The organism is Arthrobacter sp. NicSoilB11, assembly GCF_019977375.1.
Lineage (GTDB): Bacteria > Actinomycetota > Actinomycetes > Actinomycetales > Micrococcaceae > Arthrobacter.
The window spans coordinates 2111582-2135657 of record NZ_AP024657.1 but is presented as its reverse complement, the minus strand read 5'-3'; the positions used below and the strand labels follow the sequence as shown (position 1 = coordinate 2135657).

The window sequence follows — 24076 nt, the reverse complement described above, 5'->3', positions numbered from 1 at the left end:
GAACTCCCTGGATTGGGTGTTGCTTCGATCAACAGAATCAGGGGTGCCCTAACCGCTACACATCAAATCGTCTCAAATCGTCTCAAAACCGGTGGTTTCTGGACGGATGTCAATGGCCTTTGGTTTCTGCCCACGGGCGGCCAGTTAATCGGCCCGCTGGTGGCCAGTAAATCTGCCCGGTGATGGCCAACAGATCTGCCCACTGAGGGTTTTCGGTGGGATTGGCCATCGTCGAGGGTTTGTTAGTTCAGTTCGGTGACTCCTTTCCCGGCGAGGGCTTGAGTGAGTCGGATGGAGTCGCCGCTGGTTTGGCAGACGTGGGCGTGGTGCAGGAGCCGGTCCACGGTTGCCGTGGCGAGGGTTTTGGGCATCAGTTCATCGAAGCCGGCGGGGTGCAGGTTCGAGCTGATCGCGACGGAGCGTTTCTCGTAGGCGGCGTCCACGACCCGGTAGAGTCCTTCGGCGGCGTCGGTGGCCACCGGGAGAAGGCCGATGTCATCGATCACGACGAGTTCCGCGCGGAGGATTCTAGCCACGGCCCTGGTGACGCTGTCGTCGGTGCGGTGTGCGCGGATGAGGGCGCCGAGGTCTTCGAGTCTGAACCAGGCAACGCGCATCCCGGCTTCGACGGCTTGCTGGCCGAGGGCTTCGAGGAAGAACGTTTTCCCGGTGCCGGAGGGCCCGCAGACGACCAGGTTCTCGCGTCGGGTGATCCATTCCAGGGTGCGCAGGGCTTGCTGGGTGGGCGCCGGGATGGAGGAGACGGCGGGGTCCCAGACGTCGAAGGTCTTCCCGGTCGGGAAGCCTGCTGCTTTGCGCCGGGTGGCGAGCATGGACCGGGCCCGGCCTGCGGCTTCTTCGGTGAACAGTGCCTTGATGATCTCGGTTGGTTCCCAGCGCTGGGCGCGGGCGGTCGCGATCAGCTCCGGTGCCAGTGCCCGGGCGTGGGGCATCTTCAGTTGCCGCATCAGCGCTTCCAGTTCGGCCGGCAGGGCCGGGGCGGTGGTGTTCGTGGTGGTGACCGGGCTCATCGGCTCTGCTCCTTTGCGGGGGCGCTGGACGGCTCGGCGCCGAGGCCTGCCCAGGCGCTGGTGCCTTGGGTGAGGGACCTGGTTTCGTTAGCGGCGTGGGTGGTGGTGCGGCGGATGTTCGCGTTCAGGATGGAGGGCAGGTCGCCGTGGGCGAACCGGCCGTGCAGCGCGGCGTCTCCCAGGGCACGGTCCACGGACTCGGTCCCGGCGATCTTGGCCAGGGTCACGGCCTCGGCCATTTTCATGTTCATCCGGCCTGTTCCTGCAGCCGCGGCTTCCACGAGCCAGGTCTTGGCGCCGGCGCCGATGGCCAGGAACTCGGCTTCACCGGCGGTGCGTGCCTTCACGGCGTAGTCGCCCGGGGTTCTGGTACTGGTCCCTGGGAAGTGCTCCTCGATGACCGCGGGACTGCCGGGCCTTGCCCGGCCGTGGCGGGCGACTTCGACCGGGCCGGTCGGGCCGTGGTGGACGATGATGACCTGTTCGTCAGGGCCGGTGCCGTGGGAGCGGACGAACACCTTCGCGCCGAGCAAATGCGACGGCACCGAGTACTGGGCGTTCTCGAAGGAGACCATCGGGGTGTTCTCCGGGACTATACGGGCCAGCCCGAACGCGACCGTGTGCGCGGTCTCCGGGATCCGGTGCAGCCGGGCCGCTTCCTCCGCCAAAACCATTGCGGGTTTACGTCGGGTGGCCCGGTGTTCGCGGTTGTTGACCTCGTCCATGAACGCCTCGCAGGCGGCCTCCAGCTCGGCAAAGGAAGCGTAACCGGGCCTCAGGTTCGTGTCGGTGGGCACGAGGTCGGCTTTGGCCAGTTTCACCGACGCTTCGACTCCGCCTTTCGTTGCAGGGTCCGCGGGCTGGCAGGTCAGCACGGTGACCCCGTAGTGCCGGGCGAAGTCCAGGGTCTGCTGGTTCCGCACCGGAACCCCTGCGACATGGGCCGTTGTCACGGTTTTCTCGTTATCGGTCAGGACATACGTTGGTGCCCCGCCCAGGATCCGGAAGCACCGGTCGAGGGCTGCGAACACGCTCGGCGCGGTCCGGTCCCGCAACGGGATCACGATCCGGAACCTTGAGAACGCCAGCCAGGCAACGAACAGAATGGTTTTTACGCCGCCGATCCGTGGCCCGTCGCCGAAGTCGTACTGCAGCCACATCCCAGGCTCGGTGATCCACGGCCGGTGCACACGGGTGTGTCCGAGCCGCCACGCGGCCTTGACCTGCGCGATCGCCCGGCGCGTAGACCGCTCGGACCCCTCATAGCCTAGGGCGAGCAGCTTTTCGTGGGCCTTGTCGGCGCGGATCCGGCCCTTGGACGCCTCTACCCATTCCTCGATCTTAGGCAGGTAAGCGTCCGTGACCCTGGGCCGGGGCGCCGGTTCTGCAATTGGCCGGCCGGCGTCCCGCGCGGCGACGTGCCTGGCTACAGTGTGGTGCGAGCAGCCCGTGAGCTCCGCGGTGGCGCGCAACGATCCGGTCAGATCATAGGCAGCAAGAATTTCCATGATTTCTCCGTCATGCTTCATACAGGGCCTCTTCCTGGGACGACATTTGGTGCGACTAGACACCGTCATCAAATCCCGGGGAGAGGCCCCCGCCGCTGAAGACGCGGCAGGAACAGTTGAGGAAGTGGGCAGATCTCATGGCCACCAGTGGGCAGTTCTACTGGCCGTCAGTGGGCAATTTCGTGGCCGCCTATGGGCAGTTTTTCATGGCCGCTTACAGACGGAGGGTTTCGAGACATCGGAGCAGATGGGGGCATGAGGACCAAGGTACGCCGGCATGGCAGTGGGATACGCGCCGGCCAGATGCGCCTGCGGCGCCTACACGATTCGACGTGAGGCCGGTAGGACGGGGGCCACGCCCTGGCGCCGCCGGTGTCGTCACCTGGTCCTGGGTTTCTCCCCAAAGACCCAGAGGACGGGAGACTCCCGCAACAAAGTCTGACAACCGTTCGGTGGAAGAGGTGCAGCCACCGGTGGATAGGAGCCTCGTCGGTACGATCAACAGTGGGGGCCTCACACGCCGGAAGAAACGACAAGACCCGTGACCGAGGGCTCTTTGTGCCCAGCCCGAGGCAGGCGCGGCCCGGTTTAGTAGATCCCCTACAAAATGGGCGGTGTTCCACCCCGGTAGCGTCGGCTGTACATTAGATTCCGCTTGTACAACCCCGACAGGACCACCATGAGCAATACCGAGACCACCCCCAAGAACAGCCCGCGGACGGAGCGCCGCCGCTGGAACGGCACTGACCTTGGGCTGATCGCCGTTTTTGCCGCCCTCGTGGCCGGCGCAGCCCTGGTGCCCGGACTGGCCCTGAACGGCTTCGGCGTCCCCATCACCTTCCAGACCCTGGCCGTCATGCTCACCGGACTGGTGCTGGGCCCGGCCCGCGGGTTCGCCGCGGTCGGGCTTTACACGCTCCTTGGCCTGGCCGGCCTGCCCATCTTCAGCCAGGGCCGCAGCGGCCTGGGCATCCTCGCCGGACCCTCGGCCGGCTACATCATCGCCTTCCCCATCGCCGCAGGCGTCGTGGGATGGCTGGCCACCGTGGTGATCAAACGCACCACCAAGGCCCGCGCCCTCTGGTTCTTCGTGGCTGCCACGGCCACGAGCATCGTGGTTGTGCACTCGCTGGGCATCCTGGGCATCGCGCTGAACTCCAAGGCCACCCTGGAGCAGGCCTTCCTGGGCGACCTGGTCTTCTACCCGGGCGACATCATCAAGAATGTCCTCGCCGCCGCGATCGCCGTCGCCCTTCACCGCGCCTTCCCCGACGTCCTGGTCCGCCGCGTGCGCCGGCGTACCGCCGCGTCCGAAAGCGCCTAGGACCTCCCGCCATGCCCGCAGTGACCTTTGACCAGGCGTCCGTCGCCGTCGAAACGGAGAACTCCGCACAGCCCAAAGTCCTCCTTGACGCGGTAACCCTCCGGCTGGAGGAGGCACGCGTGGGCGTCATCGGCGCCAACGGCTCGGGCAAGTCCACGCTGCTGCGCCTGGTCAACGGGCTCATCCAGCCCACCACCGGCACGGTGACGGTCGACGGCGACGATACAGTGCGTGCCGTGCGGAAAGTCAGGCGGAACGTCGGCTTCGTCTTCACCGATCCCCTCTCCCAGCTGGTGATGCCCACCGGCAGGGAGGATGTGGAGCTGTCCCTGCGCCGTTCCGTGAAAAACGGCCCCGAGCGGCGCCGCCAGGCCAGCCAGGCGCTCGAACGGCTGGGGCTCCTGCACCTGGCCGACCAGAGCATCTACGAGCTGTCCGGCGGTGAGCGCCAGCTCATGGCGCTCGCCGCCGTGCTCGCAGTGAACCCTGCGGTCCTGGTCCTGGATGAACCCTCCACCCTCCTTGACCTGCGCAACCGTGAGCTGCTCCGCCGGACGCTGGCCAACCTGGACCAGCAGATCATCATGTCCACCCATGACCTGGACCTGGCACTGGAAATGGACCGCGTCCTGGTCATCGAAGCAGGCCGCGTGGCATTTGACGGCGCCCCTGGCGAAGCCGTGGCAGCCTACCGTTCGTGGTGCCTGCAGGGGCTGAATCCGGCAGGCAGGGACGCTCCGTGAGGGGCCACGGATTCCTCCTGGCCAATTACGTGCCAGGCAACTCCCTTCTTCACCGCGCACCGCTGGCGCTGAAGTTCGGGCTTGTGTTTGCCTGCGGCCTGGCGTCCTTCGTCATCGTGGATTGGCGCATCTCCGCTGCTGTGCTGGCCATGCTCACCGGACTGTTCCTGTTGGCAGGCGCCGGCGCGAGACGGATCTGGGGAGCCGTCCGGCCGCTGGCTCCAGTGCTGTTGGCCATCGGGTTCTTCCAGTGGTGGCAGCTCGGCGGCCCCACTGCGGCGCGGATCGTCCTGAACATCCTGGTCTGCGTGGTGGCGGCGTCCCTGCTCACCGCCACCACACCCATTCAACAGCTCCTGGATGGCGTTGTCCGGCTGGCGCGTCCGTTCAGGAGGCTCGGCGCTGATCCTGAACGCTTCGCCCTGACTATTGGCATCATGCTCCGCAGCATCCCGTTCATTGCCGGCACGTTCGCCGACGTCCGCGATTCCGCCCGGGCACGGGGCCTGGAGCGCAACCCGCGCGCATTGATCCTGCCCGTGTTCATCACCTCCGTGGCCTACGCCCGCCAAACCGGCGAAGCGCTCGCCGCCCGCGGCCTCGGCGAGGCCGAGGACTGACACAGCCCCCTGAAGATCAGGCTGGCGCCAGCTGCCGGTACTCCAGCAGTGCCGCGGTCCCCATGCCGCCCGCCATGCTGATCATCGCCAGCCCCAGGGTTCCCGGCGTGCCGGCGCCCCTCGCCTGGGCCAGCAGCCGCGTCACCAGGACGGCCCCGGACGCACCGTAGGCATGCCCCAGAGCCAACGCACCGCCGTCGAGGTTTGCCCGCTCGGGATCGATGCCAAGCTGGTCCAGGCAGGCAAGTGCCTGCGACGCGAACGCCTCATTGAATTCCACCAGGTCCACCTCGCCGGCTGACACCCCGGCACGGGCCAGCACCTCCCGCGCGGCAGGGGCAGCACCGATCCCCAGTACCTGGGGGGCCACGCCGGCTGTGCCGGTGCCGCGCACCACCAGGCCGTCGCGTGCCCCCAGCCGGCGTGCACGCTCCAGGGAGGTGATGACGACGGCGGCGGCGGCGTCCGCGTCGAAGCAGGAGTTTCCGGCGGTAACGGTTCCTCCCGGCACGAAGGCGGCCGGGAACCTTGCCATGATGGCGGGGGTCAGGCCGGCCCGCGGCCCGCCATCGACGGAGACGGTCCCGGCAGCGGTGGCCAGTGGCACGAGTTCGCCTGCGAAACGCCGGTCCCGGGTCGCCGTGAGGGCCTTCCGGTGGCTGGCAAGGGCGAAGGCATCCTGGCGGTCCCTGCCGACTCCGTATTCCGCGGCCACCGTTTCCGCGGCGGTACCCATGTCCGGATCGCCGTAGCTGGCCGGCACAAAGTGGGCGCGGGCGTAAAACTCCGGGCTGCCGTCGTCCCTCCGGTTGGCGCGCAGGGGCGCGGTGCTGGTGCTCTCCACTCCCCCAGCCAGGTAAACGGGACTGCCTCCTGCCGCCACGAGCCGGGCGGCGAGGACGATGGCGTCCAGTCCTGAGCCACACTGCCGGTCCACGGTGATCCCGGGTACGGTGACGGGCAGACCCGCCTCCAGCAAGGCCAACCGGGCCACGTTTCCGCCGCCGCCCACCGCGTTGCCGATCACGACGTCGGCAACGGAGTCCGGATCCAAGGACAGTTCGGAGACGAGCGCGCGCAGCACCGGGGCCAGGAGTTCATGTGCCCGCAGGGTGCGCAGGGCTCCGTTGACCGGGCACACCGGGGTGCGGCGGGCGGCGATGATCACCGGCTGGCGGTCCGGCGGCAGGAGCTCAGCGTGCACCGCGTCAGCCACCAAGGGGCCGTACCCTGGGATCCCGGGTGTTGATCCACTCCAGCAGCAGGTTCCGGCTGACCTTGCCGCGGTCCGTGGTGGGAAGTTCCGGCAGGAGGTAGTACTGCAGCGGCCGCTTGTGCCGGGACAGGATGTCCTCCAGGCCGGCGCGCAGCTGCGTGGCCGTCAGCCCGCCATGGGATGCAACCACCCCCGCCACCACGCGCTGGCCGCGCAGATCGTCAGCCACGCCGGCGGCCACCGCTGCCGCCACACCCGGGACTGCCGCCAGGGCCAGTTCCACCTCGTGCGGGTAGACGTTCCTTCCGGCGGTAAGGATCATGTCCGCGCGCCGGCCAAGGATGTGCAGCTCGCCGTCCAGAAGGTAGCCCTGGTCCCCCACCGTGTACCAGTCGCCGAAGGACCGCAGCGCCTCGCCGTCGTCGCCCCACAGGTAGCCGTTGCTCACCATGCCGCTGCGGACGCAGATGTTGCCGTAGCCGCCATCCGGAACCTCTCCGCCGTCGTCATCCAGGATCCGGACGTCCACGCCGGGAAAGGGCCGCCCGATTCCCGTACCGCCCGCCGCCGGAACCTGTCCCGCGGCCAGGCCCAGGCCGGAGACGAAGCTCAGCTCGGAGGCCCCGTAGTACTCATAAATGGTGGCGTTCGGCGCCCAGCGCCGTGCCGCTTCCAGGGTGCGGGCATCGAGTTTGGAGCCTGCACAGATGATGGTGCGGATTCCGGAGGCGTCCACGCACCCTGTCATCCCCCGTTCGCTGAGCATCCGCAGCATGGTGGGCACCAGGACCAGCCGGGTGACCCGGTCGTGGGTGATGGCAGCGTGGACGTCGCCGACGTCGAACGTCTCCAGTGTTTGGAACTCGGATCCGGCGTAGAGGCATTCGGCCAGGGCATAGAGGTTCAGGCTGGCAGCCAGCGGCCCGGGCGCAAGGGTGACGTCGTCCTGGCGAAGCCCGAAAAACTCGATGGAAGCGTCGAAGGACTGCTGCCATGACCGCCGGGAGCGGGTAAACGCCTTGGGTACAGACGTAGTGCCGGAAGTGAGGCCGATGAGGAAGCTGGAGCCAGGCGGGCCGTCGGCCAGCACGTCGTCCGGGGAGACCTGGGCCGGAACGGCGCATGCCTCCACCCGCCGGACAATATCCTCCTGCAGCGGTGCGGGCCACGAAGGGTCCAGGACCGCGCACTGGCGGCCGCCGGCCACGGCGGCTGCGAACTTCACGGCAAAGTCCACCGAATTGGACTCGCACAGGGTACTGACGGACTTCATCTCCGGCACCAGACCCGCGGCGGCATCCAGCAGCTCCGCCCAGTCCAGTCTCCGGCCCGCGATCACCACGGCAGTGTCGTGCGGCCGTTGCCCAGCCCAGAGCTGGATCTTGTCGAGGAAAGGCACGGACCAACTTTACCGGCCGCCACGGGTTGAGCTCCCGGCCCGCGGGTATTGTGACGATATGAGTTTCAATGACAACGTGCAGCTTGATCCTTCCCAGGTCCAGGACCGTAGGGGCATGGGCACCGGCGTGAAAATCGGCGGCGGAATCGGCGGCGGCCTGGTGCTGCTCGTTGCGCTCCTGCTGGGAATCAACCCGAACATGCTCGGCGGGCTGGTTGACAACGGTGCCGGCGGACAGTCCCAGGGCACGGCACCGGCCTGCACCACCGGAGCGGACGCCGATGCCCGCCTGGACTGCCGGATCACCGGCACGGTGAACAGCCTCAATGCGTTCTGGCCCGGCTACCTGAAGCAGTACAACGTGCAGTACCCCCGCCCGGAGGCCGTGATCTTCAGCGGCGGCACCAACACCGGGTGCGGGGCCGCAACCTCCGAAGTAGGGCCCTTCTACTGCCCCACGGACACTACCGCCTACTTTGATCCCGGTTTCTTCCAGGAACTCGTGGACCGGTTCGGTTCCTCAGGCGGACCTCTGGCCCAGGAATACGTAGTGGCGCACGAGTTCGGCCACCACATCCAGAACCTGCTGGGCGATCTGCAGCGGGCGCAGCAGGACCCGCAGGGACCGGAGTCCGGTTCCGTCCGTACGGAACTGCAGGCGGATTGCTATGCAGGCCTGTGGGCCAAGTACGCATCCACCACGCCGGACCCGTCCACCGGCCAGCCCTACCTGGAACCGCTCACCCAGCAGGACGTCAACGACGCGTTGTCGGCGGCCGCATCAGTGGGCGATGACCGGATCCAGAAGGCAGCCACCGGACGTGTCTCCCCCGAAGGCTGGACACACGGCTCCAGTGAGGAACGCCAGCGGTGGTTCAGCCGGGGCTACCAGACCGGCGACATCAAGCAGTGCGACACCTTCAGCGCCGCCACCCTCTAACCTCAATGGAACGGGGTACGACGACGGCCGGTCACCTTTCGCGGGAAAGGTGACCGGCCGTCGTCGTACTTTTTTCTAGATGTTGAAGCCGAGGGCCCTCATCTGGTCCTTGCCGTCATCGGTGATCCGCTCGGGACCCCAAGGCGGCATCCAGACCCAGTTGAGGCGCCAGTCGTCAACGACGCCGTCCAGGGCCTGGCCCACCTGCTCCTCGAGCACGTCGGTGAGCGGGCAGGCTGCGGTGGTGAGCGTCATGTCGATCAGGAGCGCACCGTCGTCATCGGAGTACTTCAGGCCGTACAGGAGGCCCAGGTCCACCACGTTGACGCCAAGCTCAGGGTCGATGACGTCCTTGAGCGCCTCTTCGACGTCCTCCAGGGCCGTGCGGCCCGGCTTGATTTCGGTCATGACAAGTCCTTACTAGGCCTGTGCTGCGGCGGCAGCCGCGATGGTGGCTGCGCCGGCGCCCTTGGCGTAACGGTCGTAGCCTTCTTCCTCGAGGCGGTCGGCCAGCTCGGGGCCGCCCTCCTCGACAACCTGTCCGTCCACGAACACGTGCACGAAGTCAGGCTTGATGTAGCGCAGGATGCGGGTGTAGTGCGTGATGAGCAGCGTGCCCATGTTTCCCTCGGAGTGCGCACGGTTGACGCCCTCGGACACAATCTTGAGCGCGTCCACGTCCAGGCCGGAGTCGGTCTCGTCCAGGACGGCGAACTTGGGCTTGAAGAGCTCCAGCTGCAGGATTTCCACGCGCTTCTTTTCGCCGCCGGAGAAGCCTTCGTTGACGTTGCGCTGGGCGAAGTCGGCGTCGATGCGCAGCTTCTCCATGGCGGCCTTGACGTCCTTGGTCCAGGTGCGCAGAGCAGGCGCCTGGCCGTCGATGGCGGTCTTGGCGGTGCGCAGGAAGTTGGTCATGGTGACGCCCGGAACCTCCACCGGGTACTGCATGGCCAGGAAGACGCCGGCGCGGGCGCGCTCGTCAACACTCATGGCCAGCACGTCTTCGCCGTCCAGCGTGATGGTGCCACGGGTGACGGTGTAACGGGGGTGCCCTGCAATGGTGGACGCGAGGGTGGACTTGCCCGAGCCGTTGGGGCCCATGATGGCGTGCGTCTCGCCGGTCCTGATGGTCAGGCTGACGCCCTTCAGGATCTCCTTGGTGCCCTGTTCCGTCTCAATGCTGACGTGCAGGTCCTTGATCTCAAGAGTTGACATGCTCTTCTTTCTTTTCGCTCGTAAGTCTGGTGCTGCGGGCGCTCAGTAGTTGTCTACTGCTGCGCCGTTCAAAACGTTGGTGACGTCCACGTAGACGTCGTCCCCGTCGAGTTCGACGGCGAAGACCGGCACGGGATCGTAGGCGGGGAGCTGGAGCGGCTGGCCGCTGCGCAGGTCGAACTGGGAACCATGCCCCCAGCACTCGATGGCGCAGCCTTCCACGTCGCCTTCGGACAGGGAAATGTCCGCGTGCGAGCAGGTGTCACCGATGGCGTGGATGTCCCCCATCGAGTCCCGGACCACGGCTACGGGGTAGCCGTCCACCAGGATGCGCAGCGCCTGCTTGACCTGGATGTCATTGGCGCTGCACACCAGCTCACCCTTGGGTTTGCCGCTCATACGTTCCTGCCTGCCTGTCTCTAGTAGTCGATTGCCGCGAGTTCGCGTTCCACGGCATCGGTCAGGCGCTCTTCGAGGGCCGGGACCTTGATCTGCTGGATGATCTCGTTCAGGAAGCCGCGGACCACCAGGCGGCGGGCAACATCCTCGGGGATGCCGCGGGCCATCAGGTAGAACAGGTGCTCGTCGTCGAACCGGCCGGTGGCGCTGGCGTGGCCGGCACCCTCGATCAGGCCGGTCTCGATCTCGAGGTTGGGCACGGAGTCCGCGCGGCAGCCGTCAGTCAGGACCAGGTTCTGGTTCTTCTCGTAGGAGTCGGTGCCCTCGGCCTGCTTCTGGATCAGCACGTCGCCAACCCAGACCGTGTGCGCACCCTTGCCCTGCAGCGCGCCCTTGTAGAGGACGTTGGACTTGCAGTTGGCCACGTTGTGGTCCACGAAGGAACGGTGCTCCAGGTGCTGGCCTGCATCGGCGTAGTAAAGGCCCAGGAGCTGTGTCTCGGCGCCTTCCCCGGCGAAGCGGACGTTGGAGTTCAGGCGCACGATCTTGCCGCCAAGAGTTACGGCAATGTGCTTGTACACGGCGTCCTTGGCAACCTCGGCGTCATGCTGTGCCAGGTGCTTGGCGTCGTCCCCCCAGAGCTGCAGGGAAACCACCGTGAGGTGGGCGCCTTCGCGAACCAGGACCTCAACGTTGCCGTTGTGGTCTGAGGTGCCGTCGTGCTCGATGATCACGACGGAGCGGCTGTTGACTCCGGCTTCGATCACCACGTGGGAGTTGGTCCGGCGGCCTGCGCCGTTGCCGGTCAGGACCAGGCGCACCGGCTCGTCCAACTCGGCGTTCGCCGGGATGGAGATGAGCTGGGCGTCGCCGGCGTTCGCGGAAGCCACGACGGCGGCACGGTCGGCGGGGACGAGGGTGGCGCCACGGGGGGCCTCACCTGCGCGGAGGGTCCGCTGGACCACGGCTGCAGGTGCCTCGACCGTAACGCCAAGGGCGCCGGCCTCCGACGGGGTATCGGACAGCAGGTTGGCCAGTTCACGCACCGGGGTGAAGCGCCATTCCTCTTCCCGGCCGTTGGGCAGGGCGAAATCGGCCACGTCATGGCTGGTGAGCCGCTCGGCGCGGGAGGCCATGACCTGTGTGCCGTGGCTGTGGTGGCGGTCCACCTTGGAGGCGACGAGGTGCTCGCCCTCCTCGGTGAAACCGGCGATCGACGGTGCGCCGACGCGCGCCTTTTCGGTAGTTGCTTCGGCAGTCATTAACCGACGGATCCTTCCATCTGGAGTTCGATGAGGCGGTTCAGCTCGAGGGCGTATTCCATGGGCAGTTCGCGGGCGATCGGCTCAATGAAGCCGCGCACGATCATGGCCATGGCCTCGTCCTCGGGCATGCCGCGGGACATGAGGTAGAACAGCTGTTCCTCGCTGACGCGGGAAACGGTGGCCTCGTGTCCCAGCTGGACATCGTCCTCGCGGATGTCGATGTACGGGTAGGTGTCAGACCGGGAAATGGTGTCCACCAGGAGGGCGTCGCAGCGCACGGTGTTGGCCGAGTGCTTGGCTCCTTCCCGGATCTGGACCAGGCCGCGGTAGGCGGCGCGGCCGCCACCACGGGCAACGGACTTGGAGATGATCGAGCTCTTGGTGTTCGGCGCAATGTGCACCATCTTGGAGCCGGTGTCCTGGTGCTGGCCTTCGCCGGCGAAGGCGATGGACAGGGTCTCGCCCTTGGCCCCTTCGCCTACGAGGTACACGGCCGGGTACTTCATGGTGACCTTGGAGCCGATGTTTCCATCGATCCATTCCATGGTGGCGCCTGCTTCGCAGATGGCACGTTTGGTCACCAGGTTGTAGACGTTGTTCGACCAGTTCTGGATGGTGGTGTACCGGACGCGGGCGCCCTTCTTGACGATGATCTCCACGACGGCGGAGTGCAGCGAGTCCGAGGTGTAGATCGGCGCTGTGCAGCCTTCGATGTAGTGGACGTAGGAGTCCTCGTCGGCGATGATCAGCGTGCGTTCGAACTGGCCCATGTTTTCCGTGTTGATGCGGAAGTAGGCCTGCAGGGGGATCTCCACGTGGACGCCCTTGGGGACGTACACGAACGAGCCGCCGGACCAGACGGAGGTGTTCAGCGAGGCGAACTTGTTGTCGCCTACCGGGATGACGGTGCCGAAGTACTCCTGGAAGATCTCCGGGTGTTCCTTGAGCGCGGTGTCGGTGTCCAGGAAGATGACACCCTGCCGCTCAAGGTCCTCCCGCAGCTGGTGGTAAACAACCTCAGACTCGTACTGGGCGGCAACACCCGAAACAAGGCGCTGCTTTTCGGCCTCGGGTATGCCCAGCTTGTCGTACGTGTTCTTGATGTCCTCGGGCAGGTCTTCCCAGGTGGCAGCCTGCTTCTCGGTGGAGCGCACGAAGTACTTGATGTTGTCGAAGTCGATGCCGGAGAGGTCCGCGCCCCAGGTGGGCATGGGCTTGCGGTCGAAATACTTCAGGCCCTTCAGGCGCAGGTCGAGCATCCATTCCGGCTCGCTCTTCTTCGCCGAAATGTCCCGGACTACCTCTTCGTTGAGCCCACGGCGGGCATTGGCGCCGACATCGTTCTTGTCAGCCCAGCCGTACTCGTAGTTGCCGATGCCGTGGAGCTCGGGATTCTTTTCCAGAATCTCCGAGATCACAGTGTTTTCGGCGACTGCTTTCTCTGATAGTTGGTCCGTCATCACGGCCTTTCTTGCTGATGGTTGATTACTTCGTCCAGGCTGGCGGGGGCTGCCGCCGGCACCGTGGCCGGTTTGGCAGGCAGCCTGCCTGTAGGAATATGTGTGGTGCAGACGTGGCCGCCGCGGGCCAGCGTGGAGAGGCGGCGGACGTCAACGCCCACCAGCCTTGAAAAGACTTCGGTCTCGACGTCGCAGAACACCGGGAAGCGGGCGGCGAGCTGCTGGATGGGGCAGTGGCCCTGGCAGAGCTGCACGCTGGAAAGCGCCGCGGGCAGCGGTGCCTTTGCCTCGATGGACGCAGCGGAGGCCACGAAGTTGTCGCGGGTCAGCGCCGCTGCGAGTGCGGTGGCGCGGTCCCGGATGTCCGGGCCGGCCTGCTCGATTTCGGGTGCGTAGCGCCGCTCCATGTCCGCAAAGCGCTCCTCGGCGAAGGCGCGCACCGCGTCCGGGCCTGCCATCTTTTGCAGCTGCTGGAGCGCAAGGGCGGCGATGTCCAGGTAGTCGTTGCCCAGGCTGGACTGGCCCTGTGAACTGAGGACGTAGCGGCGGGCCGGACGGCCGGCACCCGCGCCGGGCTTGGCCACCCGCTTGACCTCGATGACGCCCGCACGCGACAGGTGGTCCAGGTGGCGCCGGACGGCGGCCGGGGTGAATCCCAGCATGTCGCCCAGTTCGGCCGCGCTGACGGGCCCGTGCTCCAGGACGGCAGCGAGGACCCGGTCCCGGGTGCGCTCGTCGGCATCAGCCACAGGCCCGGGCGCAGGCACGGCAGTAGCGTTGGTCATGGAATACACAACACAATCATGTCGTAATTTAGTCCCGCACTCCAGTAAGGGCAGGCTGACCTATGCCAAGCAGCTGCACAGGCCCGGGGGACGGTGCTAAATACTACATCCCGTAGAATACTGTGGTGCGATCCCCCCAGTCCCCCGTTCTGTCCATCCATGGGCTCATCAAGGACGTCGGCCCCCTTTCCAGCCTGGACGGAAAGATGCTCAGGGTTGTCAGCGGCGTTTCACTCGTTGCCGAGCGCGGACAGGTAACCGCCCTCCTCGGCGCCAACGGTGCCGGAAAAACCACCACCCTCGAATGCGCCCAGGGCCTGCAAAAGCGCAGTGGCGGCACCATCTCGCTGCTGGGCCAGGACCCGGCGGCGGCAGGCGCTGACCTCCGGTCCCGCGTCGGCGTGATGCTGCAGGACGGCGGCCTCCCGCCGTCGGCCCGGCCCCTGCCGCTGCTGCGGCACATCGCCGGGCTGTACGCCCGCCCGTGGCCGCTGGAAGACCTGGTGGGCAGGCTGGGCATCGACTCCTTCAGCCGGACCAGCGTGCGCAGGCTGTCCGGCGGCCAGAAACAGCGCCTGGCACTCGCCGCCGCCCTGGTGGGCAGGCCCGAAGTATTGTTCCTGGACGAGCCCAGCGCCGGACTGGACCCGCAGTCCCGGCAGCTGGTGTTCGACCTGATCGCCGAGTTGCGTGACAGTGGGATGGGGATCATCCTCACCACCCACCTGATGGACGACGCCCAGCGCCTGGCGGACTACGTGTACATCATCGACGGCGGCCGCAACGTTGCCGAAGGGACCGTGCAGGAACTGCTGCAGCGCAGCCCCGTTGCGGACCAGGACGGCGGGCACATCCGGACGCTGGTGTTCGAAGCCCCGCCCGGGCTGGACCTGGCAGCCGCTTTGCCGGATGACGTGGACGTTTCCGAACCCCGTGCCGGCAGCTACACCATCACCGGCGCCCTGACGCCCCGGCACCTCTCCGCCCTGGCCCGGTGGTGGGAGGCGAAGGGAATCATGCCCGCCTCAATGAGCCTTCAGGCGCGTAGCCTTGAAGACGTCTTTTTGGATATCTCAGGAAAGGACATCCGATGAGCACCGCAGCAATGCAGGAGGCCCAGCAGCCGGCGCCCCTGCTGCGCCGGGTCCTGCTGCAGGGCAAGTACGAGGCACTGACAATGCTGCGGAACGGCGAGCAGCTGATCCTGGCAGTGGTGCTGCCCCTGCTGGCACTTGTGGGCCTGACGGTCACCCCGTTCCTGGACGGAATGGGATCCAGCCGCATCAACGTGGCCGTTCCCGGAATCCTGGCCCTGTGTGCGATGTCCACGGCCTTCACCGGCCAGGGCATCGCCACCGGCTTCGACCGCCGCTACGGCGTACTCCGGTTCCTGTCCACCACCCCCTTGGGCCGCGGCGGCCTGATTGCCGGCAAAGTCCTGTCGGTCCTGGCCGTTCTGTGCCTCCAGGTGGTGGTGGTTGGCGTGGTTGCCCTGGACCTGGGATGGCAGCCGACGGCGGCGGGCTGGCTCCCGGGGCTGGCGCTGCTCGCGCTGGGCGCGGCGGCTTTCACCGCGCTGGGGCTGCTGGTGGCCGGGACAGTCCGGCCGGAAGCCACGCTGGCCATCACCAACCTGCTGTGGATCCTCCTCGGCGCCATGGGCGGCATCGTCATCCCCGCGGGGCGACTGCCTGCCGCCGCGCAGGCAGTCGTGCACTTCCTGCCCTCCGGCGCCCTGGGCGAATCGATGCGGGCCGCCTTCCTGGACGGGGCCGTGAACGGCGGCGCCGCCCTCATCCTGCTGCTCTGGACGGTCATCGCCGGCGCCGCAGCCATCCGTTGGTTCAAGTGGAATTGAGATAACCGTGTCCACGGCTTCACGCCTCCCCCAGCTCGCCGGCCGCCTGGCCTCGCGGCTCCCACGCACCGTGGACGTCCGCATCCGCCGCCTCGCCGTCGCCTCCCTGATCGGCCAGACGCTTCTGGTGGTCACCGGCGGCGCCGTCCGCCTCACCGCATCGGGCCTTGGCTGCCCCACCTGGCCCCGCTGCACCTCCGACTCCCTGGTAAACACTCCGGAGATGGGCATCCATGGCTTCATCGAGTTCGGCAACCGGCTCCTGACGTTCGCGCTGGCCGCCGTCGCCGCCCTGATGCTGGTGTACCTGTGGAACCTCCGGAAGGAGCGCAAGGACCTCTTCCTCCTGGCACTGGGCCTGCTGGCCAGCATCCCCGCCCAGGCCGTGATCGGCGGCGTCACCGTGCTGACCAACCTCAACCCGTGGGTGGTGGGCCTGCACTTCCTGGTCTCCATGGCGCTGGTGGTCTTCGCCACCCTGCTGGTCAACCGTGCCTTCGGGCGGACCGGCCGCTTCCTTGCCACCCGGCCCGCCGCCCTGCCCGCACCCCTGCGCCCGGTGACGGCCGCCGTCGCGCTTTTCTCCGCCGTCGCCGTGATGCTCGGTGTGGTGGTCACGGGGGCCGGCCCGCATGCCGGTGACGCCGATGCTCCCCGCAACGACCTGGACTGGGATTTGTTCTCCCACATCCATGCCGTGCCCGCGTACCTGGTGACTGCCGGGACTGTAGTGGCCCTGGTCCTGGTCATCAGGCGCCGCATTACGGGCCCCTTCCGGACGGCCGTCCTGGCCCTCCTGGGCGTCACCGTGCTCCAGGCGGTGATCGGGTTTACGCAGTACTACAACGGTATTCCGGCGCTGCTGGTAGCGGCCCACATGCTCGGCGCGGCCCTGCTGATGGCGGCATCGACCAACGCCTGGGACATCGCCCGTTCCAGTGCCGTGGACTCATCCAGGGCAGCGAAGTAGGCGCCCGCCCACCCGTACAGCGCGCAGGCGCCCCGGCCCGGGATGGGGCCGGGGCGCCTGCGTTTTACCGCCTTTGTATGTTTCGCCGCCTTGCAGGCGTCCCGGGAAATTACCGTTCAGCGAGGGCGTTGATCCGAAGCCCGGACCCGCCGGCCGGGTCAAGGTTCCGGATCCCCGTGGCGGTGATCTGCAGGACCTGCGCGGTGGCAATGTCGTAGAAGAGGCCCGTTGCCTGCACCTTTCCCTCCACCAGCGCCGGGCCCGTCACCGGGTGGTCCTGCAGCTTGGCCAGTTGCACGGCCACGTTGACCATCGCCAGTTGGTCCACCCGGGCGTAACCCGCCGCCGCCGCCTGCCGGCCCACCGGATGCCCTGCCAGCAGCTCCGTGTAGCTGGGCCGGGCGTGGTCCAGCCACTGTCCGAATGCCGGACCAAGCGAACTGTTGTCTTCGCCGCCGGCCTCTGCGAGCAGCGCCTTCATGGCGCCGCAGTTGGAGTGCCCGCAGATGGCGACCGACTGCACTCCCAGGCCGTTGACGGCAAAGGACAGGGCAGAATCCGTTGAGGCGTCCTGGCCATTGCCGCACACCACGTTGCCGATGTTCCGCAGCGTGAGCAGGTCCCCCGGGCCGCTGCTGGTGATCAGGTTCGGATTGACGCGCGAATCGATGCAGCCCACGAACAGGCTGTCCGGGTTCTGTCCTTCCGTCAGGTCATGCACCAGCGGACGGACCTGGTGCGCAAACCGGCGGTGGTATTTGTTGACGCCCTGCAACAACGGCTCCTTCCTTGGCGGAAGGGGCAACTCGGTGGCTTCCTCGCGCCGGGGAGCCTGGTGGGCGGCGTCCCGGAACACCGTGTTGCCGTGCTCCTCAAGGTTCACCGTGCCGCCGGCGGCCTGGTGCTGGAGCTGCCAGGCCAACAGGGCTTCCCGGAAGGAACGGTCAACATAGTCGGCGTTGAGCTCCACCACCACGTCCGCGCCGGCGGGCACCGACTGCAGGACGCCGTTGAGCTTTGGCAGCGCGAAGAAGCTGCATGATCCCGCGATGGTCACCCGCCAGGGCGACGGCGGTGCGGCGGGACGGTGCGCCTGGATGGGGGCCCGCAGAACACGCCAGAGCACACTGGCAGCGGCGAGGGCCAGGCCGATCATGACTCCTTCCAACAAGTTCAGGAACACCACGCAGATGAGGGTAACCGCGTAAATGGTGAGGTCTCCCGTGCGCAGGCTGGTCCGGATGTCCGCCACCTTGATCAGCCGCGCGCCGATAACCACCAGCAGGCCGGCCAGGACGGCCAGCGGGATCAGCTGGATCAACCCGGCAAAGAGGGCAGAGAAAGCCAGAACCCAGACACCGTGCAGCACTGCGGATGTCCGGGAAGCCGCTCCCGCTTCCACATTCGTGGCGCTGCGGACAATGACGCCCGTCACGGGCAGGCCGCCCAGGGACCCGGAAACGATGTTTGCGGTGCCCTGCCCGATGAGCTCCCTGTTCAGGTTGGTCCGCGGACCGGTCTGCATCTTGTCCACGGCCACGGCCGACAGGAGGGACTCGATGCTGGCGATGAGGGCCATGGTCAAGATGGCAAAAGCGAACGCGCGCCAGTTGCTGTCCGGAAGCTGCGGCAGGGCGATGGCATCGAAAATGGAGCCATCAAGGGAGATGCGCTCAACACCGGGGGCAAAGGCCACGGCCAGTGCGGTTCCTGCCGCGACGGCGGCCAAGGGGCCCGGAACACGCCGGACCGTGGCGGGCAGGAACTTCCAGCACAGCAGGATTGCCACGACGGCCAGTCCCAGCAGGGCCGCGTGCAGTTCCAGGTTGGTGATGGCTGCCGGCAGTGCCGCAAGGTTCTCGAGGGCCGAGCCTGCCGGCCGGGATCCGAGAAGCACGTGGACCTGCTGCAGGATGATGGTGACACCGATGCCGGCGAGCATGGCTTTGACCACCACCGGTGAGACGGCCAGGGCGGCCCGGCCCACGCGACTGATGCCCAGCAGGAGCTGCACGGCGCCCGCGGCCGCGGTGATGGCGCAGGTCACCTGCCATCCGAACTCCTGGACCAGCCCGGCCACGACGACGGTCAGCCCGGCCGCGGGTCCGCTCACCTGCAGCGGTGAGCCGCCCAGGCTTCCGGCCACGATCCCGCCCACGGCTGCAGCGATGAGGCCTGCCATGACGGGGGCTCCCGACGCGGCTGCGATGCCGAGCGAGAGCGGGAGGGCCACGAGGAACACCACCAGGGATGCGGGTACGTCGGCGCCCAAATGGGCAGCAAACGGCGGGCGGCGGAAGGTGAAGCGGCCACGGCTTCCCCGGCCTCCCGGCGGGCTGTGGCTGGGGGCGGGAATTGTGGAGGGACGGACTTCCATGGATTTTTCCTTTGATCGAGGGAAGGGTCCACCCCACCGTAAGCAGCTGGTCATGATGGATGACACTTAAAGTGACCGATATGACAAAAATGTCATATCGGTTTCGATTCCGTGCACGCGCAGCCTGCGCGGGTTAGCGCAAACGGCGGCCCCCACCACTCAGGTGGGGGCCGCCGATGGGCTTGGGCCGGGGATGTGCGTCGGCGATCTGCGCCCCGGGGCCTAGCCGGCCATGATTGCATGCCCGACGAACGGGTCCACCGCCAGCGCGATGAACAACAGCGTCAGGTAGCTGATGGAGCCATGGAAGACCTTCATGGCGCGCTTGTCCGGGATGTCCTCGCTGTGGGCGCGCGAATACAGGGCATGGGATTCATAGAGGAACCACGCGCCGGCCAGGACTGCGGTTACGGTGTAGACCCAACCGGCCCCACCCGCAGGAATCATTAGCAGGGAGCAGGCCACCATGGCCCAGGCGTACAGGACCACCTGGACGGACACCACCTTGGCGCCGGCGATGGCACCGAGCATGGGGACGTTGGCGTTCCGGTAGTCCTCGCCGTAACGCATGGACAGGGGCCAGTAGTGTGGCGGGGTCCACAGGAAGATCACCATGAACAGGACGACCGCCGGCCACTCAACAGAGTTGGTGACGGCAGCCCACGCGATCAGCACCGGGAAGCAGCCTGCTGCACCGCCCCAGACAATGTTCTGCGCCGTGCGCCGCTTGAGGATCATGGTGTAGATGACCACGTAGAAGAAGATGGCACCCAGCCCCAGCCAGGCGGAAAGCGGATTGGCTCCGAACCAGAGGATCACGATCGAGGCGGCACCCAGCAGCCAGGAAAAGACCAGCGCCTCGCGCGGGGTGACTTCACCGGTGACCAGCGGCCTGTTCTCCGTGCGGTGCATCAGCTTGTCGATGTCGCGGTCGATGTAACAGTTGAAGGCCCCGGCGCTGCCCGCAGCGAAGGCACCGCCCACCAGCGTGGCGAGGATCAGTCCGATGGATGGGAAGCCCCGCTGGGCGTAAATCATGGTGGGCAGGGTGCTGACCAGCAGCAGTTCGATCACGCGCGGCTTGGTGAGGGCGAGATACGCCTTGGCCTTACGGGCAAACCCGGCGCCGGAGGCCCGGGATGCGTTCAGCGGCGTATCTGTTGTGCTCACGGTGGCAGTCACCCGTTCTGTGTGGCAGTTGAGGCTGGCAGTGCAGCTCCGGTCGTGCGGCCCGGACCCGGGCACGGCAAGAAGGGAGGAAATGCTTCAGGTGCGTGCAACAGTCGGGAAACCCCGGACGGCGATAGGGATGCACGCCCGGCGTTGGCCTCCGAATATCATACCGCGCCGCGGGCGCTGTCCCGGCCCCGCCATATGCGCAGATGATTGCTCACGGGCCCATTCGAGCAGATTAACTCAACCCTTCGTGACGGTGATTCACAAAAGGGGAAATTGCGTCCAAAACGTGAGATTTGGGCCGCCCGCAGAATGGATAAGAGCTAAGCTGTCAACAGATCAGCACGCAGCAAGAAAGCGGTGGAAAACGCATTCCCGCTGCTGTCCGTGACTGAATGCAAGGATCAACGTTTCGATGGTGAACGGCTGGTACACACCGCAGCAGGCGCCACGCAGTGCGCCCTTAAACGGAACCGGTGTACAGCCGCCATCAGCACAGAGAGGGGCCCGGTTTTCGTGCCACATTTGGAAGAGCAAGAACTGTCATGGACCAGCTTGGACCAGCGCGCCGTGGACACCATCCGCGTCCTGGCCGCCGATGCCGTAGAGAAGGTGGGCAACGGCCACCCCGGAACCGCCATGAGCCTGGCCCCCGCCGCTTACCTTCTTTTCCAGAAGCTGATGCGCCATGACCCGCGCGATCCGCAGTGGCTGGGCCGCGACCGGTTCGTCCTGTCCCCCGGCCACACCTCGCTGACCCTTTACATCCAGCTGTTCCTCTCCGGCTACGGCCTGGAACTGAAGGACCTGGAGGCGCTTCGCACGTGGGGTTCGCTGACCCCGGGACACCCGGAGTACAAGCACACCGCCGGCGTGGAGATCACTACCGGACCGCTGGGCCAGGGCCTGGCCTCCTCGGTTGGCTTCGCCTACTCCCAGCGCCGCCAGCGCGGCCTGTTCGATGCTGATGCCCCCGCCGGCGAATCGCCGTTCGACCACACCATCTGGGTCATTGCGTCCGACGGCGACCTCCAGGAAGGCGTCACGGCCGAGGCTTCCTCGCTCGCCGGCCACCAGGAACTCGGCAATCTCGTGGTCATCTACGACGAGAACCACATCTCCATCGAGGACGATACCGACATCGCCTTCACCGAAGATGTCCTGAAGCGCTATGAAGCCTACGGCTGGCACACCCAGCGGGTGGACTGGACCAAGACGGGCGAATACAAGGAAGATGTGCAGGAGCTGTACTCGGCCCTGCTCGCAGCGAAGGCTGAGACCTCCAAGCCCTCCATCATCTCCCTGCGCACCATCATCGGCTACCCGGCGCCCAAGAAGCAGAACACCGGCAAGATCCACGGCTCCGCCCTCGGCGCCGAGGAAGTCGCAGCGCTGAAGGAAGTCCTGGGCTTCGACCCGTCCAAGTCCTTCGATGTGGACCAGGAAGTCCTGGCCCACGCCCGCTCCGTAGTGGACCGTGGCGCCGCCGCCCGCAAGGAATGGGAAGAGTCCTTCAATGCCTGGCAGGCAGCCAACCCTGAAGGCGCGGCTCTGCTGCAGCGCATCGAGGCCAGGGAACTTCCCGAAGGCGTGGACGCTGCCCTTCCGGTCTTCCCGGCAGGCAAGGACGTTTCCACCCGCGCAGCATCGGGCAAGGTACTGAACGCGCTGGGCCCGGTACTGCCCGAACTCTGGGGCGGCTCCGCCGACCTCGCCGAGTCCAACAACACCACCATCGAGGGCTCGCCGTCCTTCGTGCCGGCCTCCAAGCAGACCGGTGCCTGGTCCGGCAACCCCTACGGCCGCGTGCTGCACTTCGGCATCCGCGAGCACGCTGCTGCCTCGATCGTGAACGGCATCAGCCTGGCGGGCAACACCCGCGCCTTCTCCGGCACCTTCCTGATCTTCAGCGACTACCAGCGCCCCGCCATCCGGCTCGGCGCGCTCATGGGTGTTCCGTCGCTGTACGTCTGGACCCACGACTCCATCGGCCTGGGCGAAGACGGCCCCACCCACCAGCCGGTGGAACAGCTCGCCTCGCTGCGTGCCATCGTTGGCCTGGACGTGGTCCGCCCCGGCGACGCCAACGAAGTGGCAGCTGCGTGGAAGACCATGCTCGAAAACCACAGCAACCCTGCCGGCATCGTCCTGACCCGCCAGAACATCCCCACTTGGGAACGTGGCGCGGGCGACGCCGACGGCGACACGTTCGCTTCCACCGCAGGTGTTGCAAAGGGCGGCTACGTCCTGGCCGAGGCCTCGAAGGACGGCGCCACGGTTCCGGCCGACGTGATCCTGATCGGCACCGGCTCCGAGGTCCAGTTGGCCGTCCAGGCGCGCGAAGCCCTCCAGGCCGAAGGCATCGCAGCCCGGGTTGTCTCCATGCCGTGCGTCGAGTGGTTCAAGAAGCAGGACGCCGCCTACCGCGAATCCGTCCTGCCCGCCGCCGTCAAGGCACGCGTTTCGGTGGAAGCAGGACTGGCCCTGGGCTGGCGGGAATTCGTCGGCGACGCCGGCCGTTCCGTGAGCCTTGAGCACTACGGCGCTTCCGCGGACTACAAGCGCCTCTTCCAGGAGTTCGGCATCACGGCAGAAGCAGTGGCTGCCGCAGCCAAGGACTCCATCTCCAGCCTCCAGGCCTGAAACCCTCATCTTTTAGGAGATACAAGAAATGACTACTCCCACCCAGCAGCTCTCCGACGCCGGAGTCTCCATCTGGCTCGACGACCTTTCCCGCGGACGCCTGCAGACCGGCACCCTCCGCAAGCTCATTGAAGAGAAGAATGTGGTCGGCGTGACCACCAACCCGTCCATCTTCCACGCAGCCATCACGTCCGGCACCGACTACGACCACATCATTGCCGGCAAGGCTGCAGAAGGCGCCAGCGTGGAGGACACGATCTTCGAGATCACCACCACCGACGTTGCCGATGCCTGCGACCTGTTTGCACCCGTGGCTGCTGCCACCAAGGGCGTTGACGGCCGCGTCTCCATCGAAGTCGACCCGCGCCTTGCCTGGGACACCGCAGGGACCATCGCCGAGGCCAAGCACCTCTCGCAGCGAGTCAACAAGGACAACGTCCTGATCAAGATCCCGGCAACCATCGAGGGCCTTGAAGCCATCACGGCAACACTGGCCGAGGGCATCAGCGTCAACGTGACCCTTATCTTCTCGCTGGAGCGGTACCGCGCGGTCATCAATGCATTCCAGTCCGGCCTGGAACAGGCCAAAGAGAACGGCCACGACCTTTCGAAGATCCACTCCGTTGCCTCGTTCTTCGTCTCCCGCGTGGACACGGAAATCGACAAGCGCCTCGACAAGATCGGCACCGACGAGGCAAAAGCCCTCAAGGGCAAGGCCGGCGTGGCCAACGCCCGCCTGGCCTACCAGGTCTACGAAGAGCTCTTCGCCACCGAACGGTGGGCGCTGCTGGCCGACGCCGGGGCTCTCCCCCAGCGCCCCCTGTGGGCTTCCACCGGTGTGAAGGATCCTGCTTACCCGGACACCCTTTACGTCACCGAACTCGTGGCCCGCGGCGTGGTGAACACCATGCCGGAAAAGACGCTGGATGCCACCTTCGACCACGGCGTGGTTACCGGTGACACCATCACCGGCACCTACGCCGAAGCAAACGCAACCCTCGACGCCCTTGAAAAGCTCGGGGTCTCCTACAACGACGTCGTGGCACTCCTTGAAACCGAAGGCCTGGACAAGTTCGTGGCCAGCTGGAAGGAACTGCTGGCCGACGTCGAAGGTGCCCTGGCCTCTGCACGGAAGGCTTCCTAACAC

At 66.7% G+C, this 24076-nt stretch carries 21 protein-coding genes; 9 read left to right on the top strand and 12 right to left on the bottom strand.

Annotated elements, in window-relative coordinates:
• Window positions 1-242 precede the first annotated feature (242 nt).
• Window positions 243-1031 carry an IS21-like element helper ATPase IstB gene (istB, locus tag LDO14_RS09825; protein ID WP_223917527.1) on the bottom strand — a complete coding sequence of 263 codons (789 nt, stop codon included), beginning with the start codon at window positions 1029-1031 and terminating at the stop codon, window positions 243-245.
• Window positions 1028-2560 carry an IS21 family transposase gene (istA, locus tag LDO14_RS09820; protein WP_223993174.1) on the bottom strand — a complete coding sequence of 511 codons (1533 nt, stop codon included), beginning with the start codon at window positions 2558-2560 and terminating at the stop codon, window positions 1028-1030. The genes istB and istA overlap by 4 nt, the downstream gene beginning before the upstream one ends.
• 658 nt (window positions 2561-3218) lie before the next feature.
• Here istA and LDO14_RS09815 point away from each other — a divergent pair.
• Genes LDO14_RS09815 through LDO14_RS09805 form a run of 3 tightly spaced genes read left to right on the top strand, consistent with a single transcriptional unit; the run spans window position 3219 to window position 5226 of the window.
• Window positions 3219-3863 (top strand): biotin transporter BioY, encoded by a 645-nt coding sequence (locus tag LDO14_RS09815; RefSeq protein ID WP_018772102.1) that lies wholly within the window; start codon window positions 3219-3221, stop codon window positions 3861-3863.
• Window positions 3864-3874: 11 nt separating this feature from the next.
• Window positions 3875-4606 (top strand): ABC transporter ATP-binding protein, encoded by a 732-nt coding sequence (locus LDO14_RS09810; protein ID WP_134165350.1) that lies wholly within the window; start codon window positions 3875-3877, stop codon window positions 4604-4606.
• Complete coding sequence (locus LDO14_RS09805) at window positions 4603-5226, top strand: energy-coupling factor transporter transmembrane protein EcfT (RefSeq protein ID WP_056390257.1); 624 nt, start codon at window positions 4603-4605, stop codon at window positions 5224-5226. The genes LDO14_RS09810 and LDO14_RS09805 overlap by 4 nt, the downstream gene beginning before the upstream one ends.
• Before the next feature lie 16 nt (window positions 5227-5242).
• Here the strand turns inward: LDO14_RS09805 and LDO14_RS09800 are convergent, their stop codons facing one another.
• Both LDO14_RS09800 and LDO14_RS09795 read right to left on the bottom strand, forming a co-directional pair.
• Window positions 5243-6442, bottom strand: a complete 1200-nt coding sequence (locus LDO14_RS09800) for a thiolase family protein (RefSeq protein ID WP_223995079.1) — start codon at window positions 6440-6442, stop codon at window positions 5243-5245.
• A complete protein-coding gene (locus tag LDO14_RS09795) occupies window positions 6435-7841 on the bottom strand; it encodes an AMP-binding protein (RefSeq protein WP_223995077.1) in 1407 nt (468 codons plus the stop codon). Before LDO14_RS09795 ends, LDO14_RS09800 begins: the two co-directional genes overlap by 8 nt.
• Window positions 7842-7899: 58 nt before the next feature.
• Between LDO14_RS09795 and LDO14_RS09790 the strand changes: the two genes are divergently transcribed.
• The gene (locus LDO14_RS09790; protein WP_056390249.1) at window positions 7900-8781 is read left to right on the top strand and encodes a neutral zinc metallopeptidase; all 882 of its coding nucleotides are present in this window, start codon (window positions 7900-7902) and stop codon (window positions 8779-8781) included.
• Between the two features lie 75 nt (window positions 8782-8856).
• Here the strand turns inward: LDO14_RS09790 and LDO14_RS09785 are convergent, their stop codons facing one another.
• The 6 genes from LDO14_RS09785 to LDO14_RS09760 are packed head-to-tail and all read right to left on the bottom strand — an operon-like array spanning window position 8857 to window position 13905.
• On the bottom strand, window positions 8857-9189 hold the full coding sequence (locus LDO14_RS09785) for a metal-sulfur cluster assembly factor (RefSeq protein ID WP_018761278.1): 333 nt from the start codon (window positions 9187-9189) through the stop codon (window positions 8857-8859).
• A 12-nt stretch (window positions 9190-9201) separates the two neighbouring features.
• The gene (sufC, locus tag LDO14_RS09780; protein WP_018772108.1) at window positions 9202-9996 is read right to left on the bottom strand and encodes a Fe-S cluster assembly ATPase SufC; all 795 of its coding nucleotides are present in this window, start codon (window positions 9994-9996) and stop codon (window positions 9202-9204) included.
• Between the two features lie 42 nt (window positions 9997-10038).
• Complete coding sequence (locus LDO14_RS09775; RefSeq protein ID WP_018772109.1) at window positions 10039-10395, bottom strand: non-heme iron oxygenase ferredoxin subunit; 357 nt, start codon at window positions 10393-10395, stop codon at window positions 10039-10041.
• A gap of 20 nt (window positions 10396-10415) precedes the next feature.
• Window positions 10416-11657, bottom strand: coding sequence for a Fe-S cluster assembly protein SufD (gene sufD, locus LDO14_RS09770; protein WP_018772110.1), 1242 nt, complete (start codon window positions 11655-11657; stop codon window positions 10416-10418).
• Complete coding sequence (gene sufB / locus LDO14_RS09765; RefSeq protein WP_018772111.1) at window positions 11657-13120, bottom strand: Fe-S cluster assembly protein SufB; 1464 nt, start codon at window positions 13118-13120, stop codon at window positions 11657-11659. Before sufB ends, sufD begins: the two co-directional genes overlap by 1 nt.
• On the bottom strand, window positions 13120-13905 hold the full coding sequence (locus tag LDO14_RS09760; RefSeq protein WP_134165355.1) for a helix-turn-helix domain-containing protein: 786 nt from the start codon (window positions 13903-13905) through the stop codon (window positions 13120-13122). The genes sufB and LDO14_RS09760 overlap by 1 nt, the downstream gene beginning before the upstream one ends.
• A gap of 125 nt (window positions 13906-14030) precedes the next feature.
• On the opposite strand from LDO14_RS09760, the gene LDO14_RS09755 reads away from it, so the two are divergent.
• From LDO14_RS09755 to LDO14_RS09745, 3 genes are read left to right on the top strand one after another with little or no spacing between them, the layout of a single operon-like run.
• Window positions 14031-14999 (top strand): ABC transporter ATP-binding protein, encoded by a 969-nt coding sequence (locus tag LDO14_RS09755; protein ID WP_056390246.1) that lies wholly within the window; start codon window positions 14031-14033, stop codon window positions 14997-14999.
• Entirely contained in the window at window positions 14996-15763 is a 768-nt protein-coding gene (locus tag LDO14_RS09750) for an ABC transporter permease (protein WP_223995075.1), read from the top strand. The genes LDO14_RS09755 and LDO14_RS09750 overlap by 4 nt, the downstream gene beginning before the upstream one ends.
• Window positions 15764-15770: 7 nt before the next feature.
• Window positions 15771-16733: a COX15/CtaA family protein gene (locus LDO14_RS09745; protein ID WP_018772115.1), complete on the top strand. Its 963-nt coding sequence runs from the start codon at window positions 15771-15773 to the stop codon at window positions 16731-16733.
• 109 nt (window positions 16734-16842) lie between these two features.
• Here LDO14_RS09745 and LDO14_RS09740 read toward each other — a convergent pair whose 3' ends face one another.
• Both LDO14_RS09740 and LDO14_RS09735 read right to left on the bottom strand, forming a co-directional pair.
• A complete protein-coding gene (locus tag LDO14_RS09740) occupies window positions 16843-19110 on the bottom strand; it encodes a bifunctional SulP family inorganic anion transporter/carbonic anhydrase (RefSeq protein ID WP_223995073.1) in 2268 nt (755 codons plus the stop codon).
• A 222-nt stretch (window positions 19111-19332) separates the two neighbouring features.
• The gene (locus LDO14_RS09735; RefSeq protein ID WP_018772117.1) at window positions 19333-20292 is read right to left on the bottom strand and encodes a heme o synthase; all 960 of its coding nucleotides are present in this window, start codon (window positions 20290-20292) and stop codon (window positions 19333-19335) included.
• Window positions 20293-20811: 519 nt separating this feature from the next.
• On the opposite strand from LDO14_RS09735, the gene tkt reads away from it, so the two are divergent.
• Entirely contained in the window at window positions 20812-22929 is a 2118-nt protein-coding gene (gene tkt, locus LDO14_RS09730) for a transketolase (RefSeq protein ID WP_026266206.1), read from the top strand.
• 28 nt (window positions 22930-22957) lie between these two features.
• Entirely contained in the window at window positions 22958-24073 is a 1116-nt protein-coding gene (gene tal / locus LDO14_RS09725) for a transaldolase (RefSeq protein ID WP_018772119.1), read from the top strand.
• Window positions 24074-24076: the final 3 nt, after the last annotated feature.